At 71.6% G+C, this 15,227-nt stretch carries 10 protein-coding genes; 3 read left to right on the forward strand and 7 right to left on the reverse strand.

Annotated elements, in window-relative coordinates; translation table 11 throughout:
- Window positions 1-895 precede the first annotated feature (895 nt).
- Window positions 896-1,168 (forward strand): hypothetical protein, encoded by a 273-nt coding sequence (locus tag ACFWOG_RS20415; protein WP_380360045.1) that lies wholly within the window; start codon window positions 896-898, stop codon window positions 1,166-1,168.
- Window positions 1,169-1,402: 234 nt separating this feature from the next.
- Complete coding sequence (locus tag ACFWOG_RS20420) at window positions 1,403-3,001, forward strand: hypothetical protein (RefSeq protein ID WP_380360047.1); 1,599 nt, start codon at window positions 1,403-1,405, stop codon at window positions 2,999-3,001.
- 1,363 nt (window positions 3,002-4,364) lie between these two features.
- Here the strand turns inward: ACFWOG_RS20420 and ACFWOG_RS20425 are convergent.
- From ACFWOG_RS20425 to ACFWOG_RS20445, 5 genes are all read right to left on the reverse strand, one after another.
- Window positions 4,365-5,018: a cutinase family protein gene (locus ACFWOG_RS20425; protein ID WP_380360049.1), complete on the reverse strand. Its 654-nt coding sequence runs from the start codon at window positions 5,016-5,018 to the stop codon at window positions 4,365-4,367.
- Between the two features lie 526 nt (window positions 5,019-5,544).
- Window positions 5,545-6,990 (reverse strand): replication-relaxation family protein, encoded by a 1,446-nt coding sequence (locus tag ACFWOG_RS20430; protein WP_380360051.1) that lies wholly within the window; start codon window positions 6,988-6,990, stop codon window positions 5,545-5,547.
- Window positions 6,991-7,461: 471 nt separating this feature from the next.
- A complete protein-coding gene (locus tag ACFWOG_RS20435; RefSeq protein ID WP_380360053.1) occupies window positions 7,462-7,731 on the reverse strand; it encodes a hypothetical protein in 270 nt (89 codons plus the stop codon).
- Window positions 7,732-7,928: 197 nt separating this feature from the next.
- A complete protein-coding gene (locus ACFWOG_RS20440; RefSeq protein ID WP_380360055.1) occupies window positions 7,929-8,606 on the reverse strand; it encodes a hypothetical protein in 678 nt (225 codons plus the stop codon).
- A gap of 159 nt (window positions 8,607-8,765) precedes the next feature.
- On the reverse strand, window positions 8,766-9,683 hold the full coding sequence (locus tag ACFWOG_RS20445) for an endonuclease/exonuclease/phosphatase family protein (RefSeq protein WP_380360057.1): 918 nt from the start codon (window positions 9,681-9,683) through the stop codon (window positions 8,766-8,768).
- 483 nt (window positions 9,684-10,166) lie between these two features.
- On the opposite strand from ACFWOG_RS20445, the gene ACFWOG_RS20450 reads away from it, so the two are divergent.
- Window positions 10,167-11,279 carry a DUF6236 family protein gene (locus ACFWOG_RS20450; RefSeq protein WP_380360059.1) on the forward strand — a complete coding sequence of 371 codons (1,113 nt, stop codon included), beginning with the start codon at window positions 10,167-10,169 and terminating at the stop codon, window positions 11,277-11,279.
- Window positions 11,280-12,046: 767 nt separating this feature from the next.
- On the opposite strand, the gene ACFWOG_RS20455 is transcribed toward ACFWOG_RS20450, so the two are convergent.
- Together ACFWOG_RS20455 and ACFWOG_RS20460 are read right to left on the reverse strand one after the other, a co-directional pair.
- On the reverse strand, window positions 12,047-13,741 hold the full coding sequence (locus ACFWOG_RS20455) for an RICIN domain-containing protein (protein ID WP_380360061.1): 1,695 nt from the start codon (window positions 13,739-13,741) through the stop codon (window positions 12,047-12,049).
- 150 nt (window positions 13,742-13,891) lie between these two features.
- Window positions 13,892-15,181, reverse strand: a complete 1,290-nt coding sequence (locus ACFWOG_RS20460) for an NlpC/P60 family protein (RefSeq protein ID WP_380360063.1) — start codon at window positions 15,179-15,181, stop codon at window positions 13,892-13,894.
- Window positions 15,182-15,227 lie beyond the last annotated feature (46 nt).

Below are 15,227 nucleotides of genomic sequence, written 5' to 3' on the forward strand. Positions count from 1 at the left end.
CCGTCTGCTCCGCAGACATGACGCGCCGTCACTAGCGTGACGGAGTGACGTTGCGTGACTCCGTCACGCGGGTGCGGAGAGTAGTGATGTGCGGCGCTTGCCGGGTGTGGTTGGGGTGACTGTTCCCGGGCCGGGTGCCCGGTCCGGCTCTCGGCGCTCCGCACCTCGGGCCGGATCCGGGCTCCCCTGCCCTGGCAAAAGTGCAGGTCGGGGGCGGTTTTGGCGCACTCCGTGCGCCAGGCTGACCGGGAGGAGGGGGTGACCTCGGGCCTGTGTTCGGCATGCGGGCCCGTACGGGGCGAGGAGGCCGGCCTCTCCTCGTCGTTGCAGTCTGTCACCTCACAGCGGTGGGCGCAACCCCTCGCCCTCTCGTACAGACTCCGACACACAGTGGTCTACACCTCTGCAAGTGGTCTAGACCGATCGCCATTGATCCGGCCCCTGACAGGCGATCAGATCCATTGTGGCGGCGTATCAGAAACCACCGTCAGCCGATCCCGCCACAGGCTGGGTAACCATCCCGCAAAGCATCGAGTTCCCGCCCGATCCTGTATCAGAAATCCGCCGTCAGCCGATCCCGACAAAGCCGCCATGCGCCTGCTGCATTGCATCCGGCAATCGGGGTTGATCGGCGACAGAAATACGGTCCGCTCCGCGACCCGACCGGCGTCAGATATCGGCGGTTAAAACGGCAGACTGCCCGTTCACGATATCGCGCGAATTGCGGATAGCAACACCACGGGCGGAAATGAACCGGGCCCCCGATGGAAATCGTCCATAAACACCGGCCGTCATTGCGGCCCCGCACCGGCCGGACGGGCGGTTCCGCGTGTGCGGTGCCCGAGGGTGCGCGGAACGGCGTCGTCGCCCCCGGTGCCGAGGCAGGATGGTCGGCATGTCGTTACAGCAGTGGGTGTGCCAATTCCGGGACTGCCCGGACGCCGAGGACGTCGAGGCCCTGGTCGAGCAGGAGGGACGGCCCCTCCAGGTACTGGTACGGACCCGCCCCGGCTCCGACGGCCTGGTCGACGGGTACGTCCTGCAGAAGAGCGACCCGACGCGGCGCACCGCCCTCTACACCTGGGTCCAGGCCGGCGACCCCGACACCGTCACCGCCTACCTCCTCGACCTGCTCGCCGAATTCCTCCCCAGGGAACAGACCTGGTGAGGTGGCGGTGCAGATGGCCGTCGGCTCCGACAAGAGCCACGTCGGAGCCCCGGCCGGCCAGAAGCTCGCGCCTCGCACGGGGTGGCCCTAGTGCAGATGATCGGCTCGTAGCGGGCGGCCGGTAGGACCGGGGACATGTTCTGCTCTAGACCGACACATGCTGACGGTGCATCATGTCTGGTCTTGAACACAGCGGCACGGCCGCTCGGCGGGCCCAGGCCACGAGGGGGCAGCTTGCGTCTGACGGTCAAGGTCAAAGAAGGGGATTGGGCAGCGTTCGAGGGCCCGTACGGGAACCTGCCTGCCTACTATGCCGCGCGGTTCAGCAAGAGTGCTGGCACCTCAGGGATCGCTGCCGCCGAGGGTGGTGATCCTTTGCGGCGCTGGCGCGAGCTCGACGCGATGAATCCTTCCTTCGAGGTCTCCGTGCCGGAATCGGCCACGATCGCTGAGCTCGAACGTGTCTGCCTGGCCGATGCGTACCGCGCGGGTTTGGTGAACCGCTCGGACATCGGCCCAGTCTGCGCCACCTGGCTGGCGACATCAGGAACAGTTCTGTCCAGGCGCCTGGACGGGGCCCTGCGGGTGACGGATAGCGGGCTGGCAGACGAGGATTTACTGATCCTGTGCGTCGAACGCGTCTCCGGCAACGGCTACATGCTCGGTCCGGCCCCGAATCCGGCCGTGCTGCTGGAACGGCTCCAGCTGACCATGAGCACTGTGCCGCCAGGGCTCTATCGGCTCTGGGGAGTGCTGCTCTATACCAGCGTCGACTTCGAGCTGGCGACGTACGTCCGGACGAACTTCGACGACCTGCACGCCCTGTCTGGTCCGCACACACAGATCTTCGTCATCGAGCGATTCGCCCCGTGGAGCGAGGCGAAGTACTGGCGCCAGGGGCTCGACCCGGGCGTCCGCCGCCAGTTCTCCGCGATGCGCTGGCTGCACTGGCAGCCCTACGATCCGCAAGGCGCCTACGAGATCGCCGCTCACCTGGGCGTGGATGCCCAGCACCTGCCCTGCCTGGTCCTGTTTCACGCCCTGGACAAGGGACCGGGCGGACCGGAGAAGATCGTCTTCCACATCGAAGAGACTTCACCTCGCTACTTCCGCGCACTCTTTGGCGGCATCGCCCAGGTGCTCAGAACAGAAGGCATCCTGCCACCGGATGCCGACCGCCGCGAGCGGGACGACTGGTCTTACGACACCTACACGGAAGACCCTGAGGAGCACTGGCGCAGCCGAAGCTCGCCCGCTCCGCGGGTACTGGCCTCAATGCAGATCAAGCCGCAGCCACAATCAGATCCGGTGAAACTGCGAGCCAAGCTAGGAGGGCGAGAACATCCGCCGAAGGCGGTCGACGCCTTCGACCGGATCCGCGCTGCGGAACTCGCCATAAAGGCATCCCTGCGACCGGCCACGGAAGCGCCGCCCAAGGGCGTCCAGCTGACCGACTGCCGGGTAACCCTCATCACCGGAGAGAGCATGAGTGAAAACTTCTACTTCCACGGCGTCAACACCACCTTCATCAACCGCCCCGCTGACACCGTCATCCAGGACTTCCAGAACAACCACCAGTCCACCCCGGCCGGCGAGGATCTGCGCCGTGTGTTGGAACTGATTCTCTCCAGCCGAGACCTGCCCGATACGGACCGGGAGAGCGCCGCACAGGATGTGCACGCCCTCGCCATCAGCGCGTCCACGCCGAACCCGTCCCAGGAATCAGTACGCCCGAGGCTGGAGCGGCTGCACGCCACACTGACCCGGGCCGCCGACATCGCTCAACCCGCCCTCGCCCTCATCGCCACAATCACAGCCACCCTCACCAGCTGAGCAATTCCCCATAAACTCCGGACGGAAAGGCCACCCGACCGGGGAGCGCCCAGACCCGGCCCCAGGGCCGGACGCGGCCCCGGGGCTGAACTGCCGGGCGGGGCCAAAACAGGGGTGGCTGCGGCTTCGACGGGGCTGACCAACCGGTGCGGGTCGTGGGGCCGCGCGGCAAGGGCGGCCCAGGCCTGGGCCTCACAGTGCGCCCTGGCCATCGCGGCCAACAACTCGCCCCGGCTCACCGCTCGCCCTGCGGCTTGGTGGCCGGGGGTGGTGAGGCCGGAGCCGAACCGCCCCGGAGCCGGGCGCAGCGGCGCGGCTGGCGCCCAGGCGCTTGTGCCCAGACCACCTTCGGGCCTGCCGGCCGAACACCTGGCGGAGCCATTTCTCACCGTTCTGGTGCAGTGTGCGGTGAACGGGCTGCTCGCCGAGGCGGGCCGGCGGGCGGGCGGGCGAATGGGTGCGCGGGCTCGCCGGGCGGCAGACGCAGGAGTTGCATCGCACGGTGCTGTGGCGGGCGGCCGGCGCCGTCGGGCAGGCCTGCGGGCGGGAGGTCGTGCCGGGTGGTGAGGGGCAGCTGGAGGAGTTGGCGTACGACTTGGCGGCCGGCGTCGTCACGGGTAGTCCGCTCGCCGCCGAGCTGCCGGTGCTTGACGGTGGGCGGGCGGGTCGCGTTAGCGGCGGCGATGCCTGGGGCGGTGCTCGGCGATCTGGGGCGAGCTGCCCGCGCTGGCCGCCACAATGGACGCCGCTGTCGAGGCTGGCCGGGCCGCCGCGCCTTCGGCTGCTTAGCGCTGTCCCGGTACTCGGCGGCATGCGACCCCGACCCGGCGCCGACGGCCTGGTCGACGGGTACGTCCTGCCGCGGAGCGACCGACGCGGTGCACCGCCCTCTACACCTGGGTCCAGGCCGGCGACCCCGACACCGTCACCGCCTACCTCCTCGGCGAACTCTGCCCCGGGGAACAGGCCCGGTGAGCCGCCGCGCCCCGGACGGGGCCGTCCGGGGCGCTGCTGGGGCCTTGGAGCCCCGCCACGCCCCGCTCCGGGCCGCCGGGCCGGTCATCCGGGCGTCGGTCCGGCCTGGGGGTGTCCGGGGCGCTGCCGGGGTTGCAGGGCGCCGTCCGGGGCCGGCTATCCGGCCGCAGGCTCGCAGGGGGCGCGGTGGCGTCCCCTGCGGGGTCGCTGCCTGCGCGCGTCGCCCGGCCCCGTACCAGCGCGTCCCGTACCGGCGGGACGCGTGTGGTGGTGTGGTCGTTGGGCCGGTTATGGGGAGCGGTGGGTGGGGCTGGGTCGTGCCTGATGGTCTGTGGGGTGTGGTGAAGCCGTTGCTGCCGGCGGCTCGGGTGCGGCCGCAGGGTCGGTCTTAGGCCGGGTACCAGGTGCCGTTGTGCCAGACCTCGTTGGCGCTGTCGTTGTGGTGGTCCATGTTGAAGTCGTTGGGGTAGTTGTTCACGTGGTTGTGCGGGTACGTCCAGGGGCCGGCGGACTCGTCACAGACGTAGTCCCAGTGGCAGATGGTCTTGACCGGCACGTTGCCGAAGAACTTGTCGGCGCCCGCGAGCGGAGCGCCGATGATCCCGCCGAACGGCACCGCGCCGCCGTTGGCCCCGGGAGGACCCTGGCGTTTGGGGTCCGAGACGAGGACGGCGTTGACGTTGTCGAACGTCTGCCAGTTCTCGGTGACCCAGATGTGCACCACGGCGGCGCCCAGGGAGTACCCGCCCATCTTGACGTGCTGGCCCGGACAGGCGTTGCGTTGATCTCGCACGAGCCGGTTCAGCTCGTTGGCACCCGCCCGGGCACTCGCGCCGTTGGGGATCTGAGTCGGGTAGCCGACGTGCTGCTGGATGTTGCCGGTGAAGCCGTCGTTGTTCCACGAACTGCCGGTACCACCGACGACGATTGTGTACGTGCCATCACAGGGGGCCGCCGCCTGCGCGGAGGACCCCGTGGCCACGGAGAGTCCGGCTGCCAGCAGTAGTCCGGCCAGCCCAGCCGTGGTCCTCGTAACCCGCATGGAATGCTCCTCATCCAAGGGTGATTGACGTTGGACATCCACGCGCGAACAACGCCGCCGGCCGCCCGGTACCGCAGCGCATCTCGTGCACGATTCGGTGCGAATGTCCGGCGCGAGCCTATGGCCGGGGCCGGGTCGACAACAGGTGGCAGCCCGCGTGCGAACAGGTCTGGCGGGGTCACACCGGGGAGTGCGACCCGTACTGGCGCGCCCCCGCCCGGTGGCCTCCGCCTGCAGGGCGCGCTTGGCCCGGGCGTCCAGGCTGGCCGCGAATGCGCCCGGGTGGGAACGGGAGGGAACGGGAACGGGCGGCCCCGGCCGCCTCACCGCCCGGCCGGGGCCGCCGGCGGTGGGTGATCGAGCGGACGGTGGCATGGCTCACCGGCTACCGCCGCATCGCCCGCTGCTACGAACGGAGGGCGGTCTTGGTCGGTCGGGCGCGCGGTGCGGACCGTGTCGGCCGGAGAGGGGTACGGCGGTTTATCCGCGTTGGATATGGGCGGATTCCATGGAATTCGGGTTCGGGTTATCCGGCGTTGAACCAGCGCTTTTTCTTTGGCTCGGGTCGGCGTAGCGGTGGGTCTCCTCGGAATGTGCGGTTCTGGTGGCAGGTCCAGCATTCGATGGTGTCGGGGTCGTGGTCGAGGAGGCTGTTCTCGATCAGGCCGGTGGTGCAGGTGGCACAGCGTTCGCGGGCTTCGGCGTCGCGCTGGTTGTGGGCGCGTTCGGCGTCGCCTGCGGCCTTGAGTGCGGTTTGCTGGCAGGGGCCGCAGTCGGTGGTGCCGTCGCTGGGGTCGTCCAGGTCGTCGTACTGGTCGGGGCGGCGGTGGCAGGTGGGGCAGCGGTGGGCTTCTTGCTCGGCCTCCTGGGCGGCGTTCTCGGCGTCCCTGCGGGCCTGGTGGCACTGGCGCTCGCGCTCTTGGTAGGCCTCGTAGCCGTCGGGGTCGGCCAGGGCCTGGTGGAGGGTGGTGAAGCCGGGGTGGCCGAAGCGGTGCCAGCACGGGCCGGTGAGGCCGTGCTCGCGGAGCCGGTCGAGGGTGGTGGCGATGATCGGGATCTTGTTGCCGTAGTTGCTGAAGTAGGGGTCGGGGTTGTCCGTCCAGGCGGAGCCGCCCCGGTAGCGGGTGGGGCGCCAGTACTGGGTGGAGAGTTCTTCGACGGCGGCGATGCGGTTGGTCAGGGCGACGGGCCCGAGGTTGCCGCCGAAGACCAGGGCGACGGGCGGGTGCGGGGCGTACGCGTCCTCGCGGTGTGGGCCGCGCGGCGGGCGGCCGTAGAGGAGCTGCCAGTGGGGCACGCTCTCGCCGCCCTGCTTGGCCTCGCGGCGGAAGTACCGGTCGTAGCGCTCGAACTTCGCGGCGACCGCCGCGGGCGTCATGGTGCCCCGGTCCACCTCGACCAGGAGGACGGGCACGCCCTCCTGCGGTGCGCGCAGGACGGCGTCGGTGATGGCCCGCAGGCGGGGTCCGATGTCGTGGACGGTCTCGGTGGACCAGTCGGTGATGGTGCCGGTGCCGGGCGCGGCGCCGGGTGCGGTGCCGCCGGTGAGGGCTGCGGCGACGGTCTCGTTGACCATCATGCTGTGGGGTGCTCCGGTGCGGCCGGCGCCCCGGGCGGTGCCGCCGAGGTCGCCCCGGCCGGGCAGCACCTCCGCGGCGGCGTCCAGCCCGGCGAGAGTCAGGCGCCAGAGCTTGTCGCGGCCGGCGGTACGGCCGTCGGAGGTGACCAGGGCGTGCAGGCCGAGGTCGAGCAGCGCGGCCCGGATGCTCTTGTTGCTCTTCAGCCCGGGGCGGGTGATCCGCTGCAGTTGGTCGGCGGTGGCGACCTTGAGCACGCCGAGCGCGGCCAGCACGTCGCCGCGCAGCCGGGAGGTCGAGCCGTTCGGGTAGTCGGCGGAACGGGCCCACGACACCCCGCCCGCCCCCGGCCGCGCCGGCGCCTGATCCTGGTCCTGTTTCTGGTCCCCGTTCATCAGTGGATCATCTCCCGGGCCTCCGACACCCCGGCCCGTCCGCCCGCCCGCGCCCGACCCCCGGGCCGGCGCCCGGCCACCCGGCCGAGGAGGGAGGGCAGCAGCGGCCCGGGAGCGTCACTCGCACAACCCCAACCGACCAACTACCTACAGACAAGGAAGGAACGGGGTTGTCGGGACGCGGGGAAGGGCTGTTTTAGGGTGTCTGACCTGGGGTTTTACCGCTCCGGTGCGTGGATCGTGCGGTAGGGGTGGTGGTGCGGGTGGCGGAAGCGCTGCCGGTAGGGCTCGCGGATACCCGCACCGCCGGGGCCGGGGTGGGACAACCACACCTTGACGGCCCCGGTCACCGGCCCGGGCCGGGAGACTGGGAGGATCGGGAAACCGGTGCGCGCCGCACCCATTGCCCGCGGCGCACACCGCACTTGTCCGTACGGTCGGTGCCAGGCTACCGCCAGCACTCATCCGTCGTCAGTGGTGCCGTGGCATGTCGGAGTGCTCGTACATGCGGATGAACGGGTGCAGGGGCGGCATATCGAGCACCTGGGCAAGGGCCTGGGCGAGCTGGCGGGCGCTGCGGTCGGTCCCGTACTCGGCGATGAACCAGCCGGTGATGCCCTCGTCCGGCGGTCCGGTGACGTCGATGCTGACGCCCTCGGCTTCGTGAGCGCCAGGGGCTGCTCGATCCCGTCCCCGCCGGTGGAGCCGGCGGCGTCGGCATGTGCGGGACGTCCGCCGCACGCCTTGTTTCGTCACGTGTGGAAGGGCCGCCAGAGGGCGTCCGTTGCGATGAGTCCCGGGTCCTGCTCGGTCGTCGGCTTGCTGCTTCTGCGCTGGCGGCCCATCCGGGCACCGTCTCCGTGGCTGTCGAGCTTCGCGGTGGTTGGGACGGCCGACGGGTCGGGTTCGCGGGGGTACGAACCCGACCCGCGCACCGATCAGACCTTGACCGTCCTGTGGTCGAAGATCCAGAACTTGCCGACGGTGCCGCTGCCGGCCCGGTAGGGCTTTTTGCCGGTCGGGATGCAGGAACCCCACATGCCGGAGGTGAGCCACTCACCAGGGGTGTAGTAGACGTCGTAGGAATACATCTTGAAAACGGCGCCGGCCTGCAACTGGTAGTGGGCCTTCTTGGTGAGCTCGGCGCTGGCCGAGATGCCGACCTCTTGGGTGAGGGTGACGTCGAATCCGACGCTGGCGCTGAGGACGGAGTTCGACAGGCCGAAGGTCGATCCGGTCTTGTTGGCGACCGATACCTTGCGGTCCAGGCGCAGGGTCTTGTGGGGACCCCAGCCGGAGACACGCCATTCAGCGGTGTTGGGCCACTCGGTGCGGGTGCCCTTGAACCGCACGTTCCGGACCTCGCGCTTGGCGATGCAGGGGAGACGGTTGGCCTTCTTGTCCGCCGCCTGCCGGACGGCGTCGTCGGTGTTCCGTCCGCCGTCGCCGGTGTCGGCGAAGAGCTGAGGATCGACGGCGCGGGTCAGGGGTTCGGCCCCTTCGGGGGCCGCTGCGGCGGTCCGGCTGCCGGACGGCCCGGCGGTGAGAGCGACGGCGGTTCCGGTGAGCAGCGTGGCCGTGAGGGCGAGGCTCAAAACGGCTGTGCGGATCTTCATGGTGCTCCTTGTGTGGTGTGGGTCGGTGCGGTGGTGACGTTCGGTCGGTAGCTTCCGGGGTGCCGGGGCCGGGGGCGGCATGACGGCGCGTCGGCCGCAGCGGGTGTTGCTGGGGCGGCGGGTTGCCGGGTGGGCCGCGTCGCCCGGTCCTGGACGGGGTTACAGGTCGAGCGTGGAGTGGACGATGTCGTGGTCGGAGTGCACGGAGTCGCGGACGGTGACACCAGGGGGGTTGATCCCTAGCAGGAGGATGTAGTCGAACTTCTTGCGAACCGGGCTGGCGTCTGCGGTGGGGCGGCAGTCGGCCCGGGGGGTCTTGCCGCAGGCCGGGTCGGCGTCGCGCAGGCCGGCGTTCCACAGCGCGGCGAGTTCGGGGGCCTGCGGGCGGCTGTTGAAGTCACCGAGGACGACGGCGCGCTTCTGGGTGCCGATGGCCTTCAGGAGGTGTTCGACCTGCTTCGCCCGGACGTCGCTCTGGCCGGCCTGGGCGAGGTGGGTGTTGTAGACGCGGACCGGCTTGCCGTCGAGGAGCGTGGTGACCCACATGTAGGCGCGCTCCTCCGTTCCTCCGTCGGGGTAGAGCTGGTTGCCCTTGTCGGTGATGGGGGCGGCGGACAGGATCGCCTGTCCGTAGGCGTTGCCGCCCCACAGCCCGCAGTTGATCCGGTCGTTGAGGGCGGTGCCGTAGGCGACGTTGTAGGTCAGGTGGTAGGTGGTCTTCAGGATCTCCACCGTCTTCTGGACCGCGCCGCGACAGCCCTCCTGCACTCCCAGGACCTGGGGGCGGTAGGTGGCGATCTCCTTCGCGTAGTCCTCCGGTCCGGCGCTGCCGGGCGCGTAGAGGTTCCACGTCATGATCCGGCTCGGATAGACGGAGGCGCGGCTTTGGGCTGCAGCGGCGGCGACGGGCTCCCCGCCGTCGGCCGTCCCGGAGGCCGCGGCAGAGGTTGCGGCGGTGGTGGGGGTTGCGGCGTCGCTGTCCGGGGCCGCACCGGCCAGGGCGAGGCCGCCCGCCAAGAGGCCCGCGGCGAGGGCGCCGGCGAGGAGGGGACGAGCGAGGCGTGCTCGTAGGGTCATGGAGGTGCTCCTTGTGTCGTACGGGACGTGATCCGCGAGTCGGTCCGGGTGATGGCGGGTGCCTGGGGAACAGGCCGGGGCCGTCGGCGGGCAACGAGGCGGGCGCACCGAGACGCGGTGCCGCCGGAGCTCACGAGGCGCGGTGGTGACAGCTTGCGCTGGGCGTAGTCCGGGGGGAACGGATCGGGGTGTCTGGGACAGTCCGGCGGTGTCCGGCCTGGTCAAGGGGGGTCCGGTCCGGTCGCGGAGCTTCGTGTTGCTGCCCGTTCCCCGGACGGATGTCCCGCGACAGATGATCTTGGGCTGTTTGCCAAGTGAATTCTGACGGCCAGCGGGTTTCTGCCACTTGGCCTTGGCCTGAGGCGGGAGACGTCGAAACGGATCAGCCACTACGAGTCGTCCTGGCGCAACAGGCAGCTCGCCGAGACACAATGACTCAGAGGTGCCAGTCGGAGGGGCGGCTGGCTGGGGGAGGAGCGGACAGTGCGAGATATTGCCCTGTACTACCCGTACGTCCACATCCGCGACGAACGGTGGCTCAAGGCCGCTGCGCTGTACTGGCCGCGGATGGCTCGGGTGGTCCCGCCGGGGTATCCGGTGGCTGACACGGATACCGCCCGCGTGCTCGGCGATGAGCTCGGGTTCCTGGTTTCGGTGCCTCCGGATGCTGCCGCCCAGGTCGTGGCGCCGCTTTTCCTGGAGATCCTGAACGCGCACCAGGGCCGCCTGGTAGCTGCGTTGGCAGGGCCCACGGCCCGAGCGGCGGCAGTGCACTGGGACGAGATGGACCCCGGACTGCGCGAGGCACTGAGCAGCGCCGGGCTGGCTTCCGAAGTCGTCGCATACCCGCCCGGCGGCGGCCCGCTGCTTCCCTGGATGGCCATGCATCCACGCTTGGTATGGATCTACAAGTGCGTCCTGAGCGCACAGGTCGCCGAGATGGGACAGTTCACACCCACCACCGACCAGGACAACGCCCACCTCCAGTCCCACAGGTGGTCCAGTGATCGCGTCCTCTCGGCACTGACGGGTACGCCGCAGGACGACGGTGCGCTGTCCGACCCGACGCAGGCGGTGGGACTGCTTGCGATCCGTACGGTGTTACCCCGCGACTTGGACACGGTTGCGGCCGGCAGGGTCGCAGCTGTGCGTCGTCGTCACCGAGCGGAGTTCGAGGCCTTTCATGCCGCCGTCGGCGAAGCTGTCGACCTGCTGCGCGACCGGCTGACCGGCGTCTCCCTGACCGTCGCACGGATGGAGTACACCGCGCTTGAAGTCGAGCGTCTCTTCGAGACACCGCTCGTGGAACTGCGCAGCGCACTGAAGGGCGCGCGAATCGACACCATGCTCAGCGCGGCCAACCTCAAGTTCGACCTACCGGCAGGGGTTGCAGCAGCAGCCGGCGGCGCGTTGGCCGGACAGCCTCTCATCGGCGCTGCCGCTGGCGCAGCCTTCGGGTGCTCCTCTCTCCGTCAGGCGGCTGGTCGGCACCGAAGCGATCTCCGCAGCGCCGCCCCTGTCCCCAGCTATCTCCTCAGTGTCGAGCGGGCCCTCGCCCCCCGTTCGCTTCTTCGCCGCCTTGTCTCGCACAGGTGACCCGTTGGCTCGGAGACCGGGGCAAGGCCGGGCCGGCTGGCGCCACTCCAGCTATGACTTGCGAGGCTGAGGGGCGGCTGGTGCGCGGTCAGGATCACCTGTCAGAGGACAACGAAGGTGTGCCCTGGTATGCGGTCTCGGCCGTGTGCCGAGTGGTCATGACCGACGCCGGGCTTCTGCCACTCGGTCGTGATCAGCGGTGGGGGTCGCTTCGCGATCGGCGTCTGCCTCTGCTGGTCGGTGTTGCCCGCGCGGCGGGGCAGCCCTGCCTGCCGAGGTGGTGGTGGACGTTGAACGGACCGTCGAGTCGGCCACCGGTGGCACCGCCCTGGCGGTGAGTGCGGGCGGACGAGGTGGCGGGTTGCCGGGCTGGGGAGTCCGGCGAGGTCCGCCTTCGCATCGCCGGCTCGCTGGCGCAGGTCGGCAGTGAGCAGGTGCGGATGCGGCTCGGGCTGGGGCTGGCGTGGAGGCCGTGTCGGCGAGGGAGTCGTTGAACGCGCGCGGGGAGGAGTCCGGTTCCCGCGGTTTGCCCTCTGCTGTGTCGTCGGCGGGGGCCGCGCTGGCCCGGCCGCCCCGCGGGGCTCGGTGGGCCAGGGACGGGTGCCTTCGCTGGGGGCCGTCGGCGGTGCGCGATCGCCGCCCTGTTACGTCAGCGCGGGTGATGGGCAGCCCGGGTTTGGGTGCAGACCGGATGGAATTTGAGGCCCCGGTACCGGGTGGGTAGGTGCGGGCACTGCGGTTGCCCGCCGTGGCGCGACCGGCGGGACTCAGCCGGCGGTGATCTGGAAGACCTGGTCGGAGGCCGAGGTGCAGTTCTCCTGGATGGCCTCGGCACCCGGGGCGACCGGGTCCTGCAGACCGATGCAGAGCCCGCTGTGCATGGGCTTCAGCCGGTAGCCCCCGGTGGCGGGTTCCAGGCGGAAGCGCTGGTGGCCGGCCGACGAGCAGTCGCCCGGGGACAGCAGCGCCTGGGGGCCCGTGTAGCCGCCGTCGACACCGAGGCAGCCGGTTCCGTGTTCCGGGTGACGCCACTGGATGCGGTAGACGTCGGCGCCGACGCTCTCCAGGTAGACACGCGGGAGAAGGTTCGCCTCGCAGGACGCCTGTACGGCGATCTCCCGGTTGGTGCGGCCGTTGCGTTCGCGGCCCTCGGTCAGGCAGAGACCGGTGCCGGCGGGTTGGATGCGGGCCCAGCCTGCGGCCGGCAGTGCCGCAGGGGGCGCCGATGTGGATGGTGCGCCGGTGGCCGGGGGCGACGGCGCGACGGTCGCCGGTGCCGACGGCGCGACGGTCGCCGGGGGCGGCTTCGCAGCGGCCGTCGGCCGACCGGCCTGGCTCCCGCCGGTGCCGGGCGTCGCGGAGGTGTCCGTCGCCGGGACACCGCCGGGACCCGGTGCACGTGACGCCGTGGGAGAGCCGAGTGGCGGCGTCGAGGGCGCCGGGGATCCGGTCGGCGCTGTCGGGGTGTCCGTCGCCGGTGCTGGCGCTGGTGCGGGCGCGGTGGTGCCCTGAGCCGACGGTCCGGCACTTGTCGGCGTCGGGGTGGTCGGGCCGGCCTCGGTGGTCCGGCCATCCGGCCGGGACAGCACGGCGATCAGGGCCAGTGCCGCGGCCACCGCCAGGGCCGCGCCGGCGACGGCCGGCCCGCGGCGGCGGCGTCGACGAGTGGAGGCGAGCGGCGACGTGCTCCCGGGCCCGGGCGATCGGGACGGACCGGGCCGGGACGGAGGAAGGGAGGACGCCTCGACACCCGGTGGCGCTTCGGGGCCGGACCCAGTCGGTCGCACCGCGCGCGCGGTGGTACCCCCCGCGGTCTTCTCCGGTGAGGTCGGGACGGCAGGCGTCACGACCGGCACGGCGACAGGGGCGGCGGCAGGCGTCACGACCGGGTGGTCGATCTGGATGGCGGCCGACCCGGGCGCGGGTGGGCGGGTGGTGAAGTCGGCACCGTCCTGCGTCCCGGCGCCGGGCTCGTCGGCGAGCGGGGTCGGGCAGGACCGGGGATGGAGCGCCGAGGACGTGGCGTCGTCCGGGTCATGCTCGGACCGGGCCGCCGAGGGCGTGTCCGAGAACCCGGACGGTGCCACCGGTGCGGATTCGGATGCGGCAACAGACGCAGGCACAGCTACAGGAACGGGCACGGGGCCGTCCGTGCGGGATCCGGGGTTCGGGTCCTCGGCGCTCACGGCGATCCGGCGCCGGGCCCGCAGCCACTCGTCAACGGCCTCGCTCCCCCCACCGCACGCACGGACGTAGGCGGCGAGCAGTTCGGCGCGGGGCAGCTCCGGGCGGGCCAGCGCCGCCGCCAGCGTGGCCCGCGGCAGGACGTCCCCGGCCAGCGACGCCCGGCGTTCCAACTGGCGGTAGCTCAGGTCCGCCCACAAACGCAGCCTGCGCATCGCGGTGACGAGTTCCGCCGGGTTAGCGGCGTCGTCCGGCCGTGGTGGTCCGTCCTGCTTCACTGCCGGCCGCCGCCCCGTCCCCTCGATGCACCCTGGTCCCCGAAATCCTAAAGGCGAGTGCGTGTTTGATTCGGTGAAACCCACAAATGCCTCCATCAACCTGACGGGCACTCACATCACCTTTCAATGTGCGGTTGCGGGGAGCGTTGTTCAGCCGACGTGGCGGTAGGCGGTGACGCCTGCGGGGGGCGTCAGCGGTGCGACGACGACGGAGCGTCCGCGGCCGGGGGAGTGGATCACCTTGCCGCCCCCGAGGTAGAGCTGGACGTGGGCGCCGCCGTTGGTGATCACCAGGTCACCCGGCACCAGCGAGGCACGGGTCGTGGCCCGGCCTGCGGTCGCCATGCCCCAGGTGGTTCGCGGGACGACGACGCCGCCCGCCTGCCAGGCCCGCATCACCAGGCCCGAGCAGTCGTACGCGCCGGGGCCGCTCGCCCCCCACACGTACGGCTTGCCGAGCGCCGCGCGAGCATAAGCGACGGCCGCCTGGGCGCCGGACCCGACGGCCGCGGTCCGGTCCCCGCCCGGCCCTGACCCGGTGGCGGTGATCCCGCCCGTAGGTGCCGTGCCGGCGGAGGCAGAGGCGGAGGAGCCGTCGGTCGGGGCGTCGGAGGATCGGCGGGTGCCGGCCGGGGCGGTGAGGGCGGACGGCGGAGCGGAGGCCGACGGCGGCGCGGGGACGTTCAGGTCGGCGCCGGCGAGGATCCTGGTGGAAGCCCCGAGCTCGTTCAGCTCCTGGAGGCGGCTCACCGTCGTACCGTGGCGCCGGGCCAACTCCCACAGCGTCTCCCCTCGGACGATCCGCACCGCGCGAGTTCGCGCGTCCGTCCCGGGGGCCGTCGGGGCCGGGCCGGTAGGCGGCTCCGAGGCTGCGGGAGCCGGTGTCGGCGCCGAGACGGGCGGGGCGGGTGCCGTCGGCGCCGCCGGTGTGCCGATGCCGGTCGGGGACACCGGGGTCGCAGTGGCGGGCACGGGCCCGCCCGGGGCGAGCCCTGAGCGGAGGGGGCCCGGGGTGGACTCGGACGTGCCGGACGCCACGGCCGGAAGGCCAGGCGGCGCTTGCCCGGCCACCCGGTCCACCGCCACTACCGCCAGGGCCGCGAGCACCAGGAGGACCGCGGCGACGGCTGCGCGCCACATCCCCCGAGGGACCGATCCGGCGGCCACGGTGGCACGGCGGCCCACCGGCGGTAACACGTTCTGCGAGCCTGCCGCAGTCGCGGTCCCCGCCGCCGTCGCTGCCCCCGTCGCCAGCGTCCGCGCACCGGCTCGGGCCGCACGCGGACGCGCGCCCCCGACGACCGGCCGCCCGATCGGCACGCTCCGCCCGGGCACCGGGACCTGGCCAGCGGCCATGCCCGACGACCGCCCCGCCACCTGGTAACGGGCCTGGACCGGGGCCGCCACGGCCCCGCTCCCCTGCGGTTGCTGCTGTGCCATCACGACCTCCCGTGGTCGCCTCTGCGACCTCCCCGGAAGCCTTCAA

The sequence above is a fragment of the Kitasatospora sp. NPDC058406 genome, from assembly GCF_042722765.1.
GTDB lineage: Bacteria > Actinomycetota > Actinomycetes > Streptomycetales > Streptomycetaceae > Kitasatospora.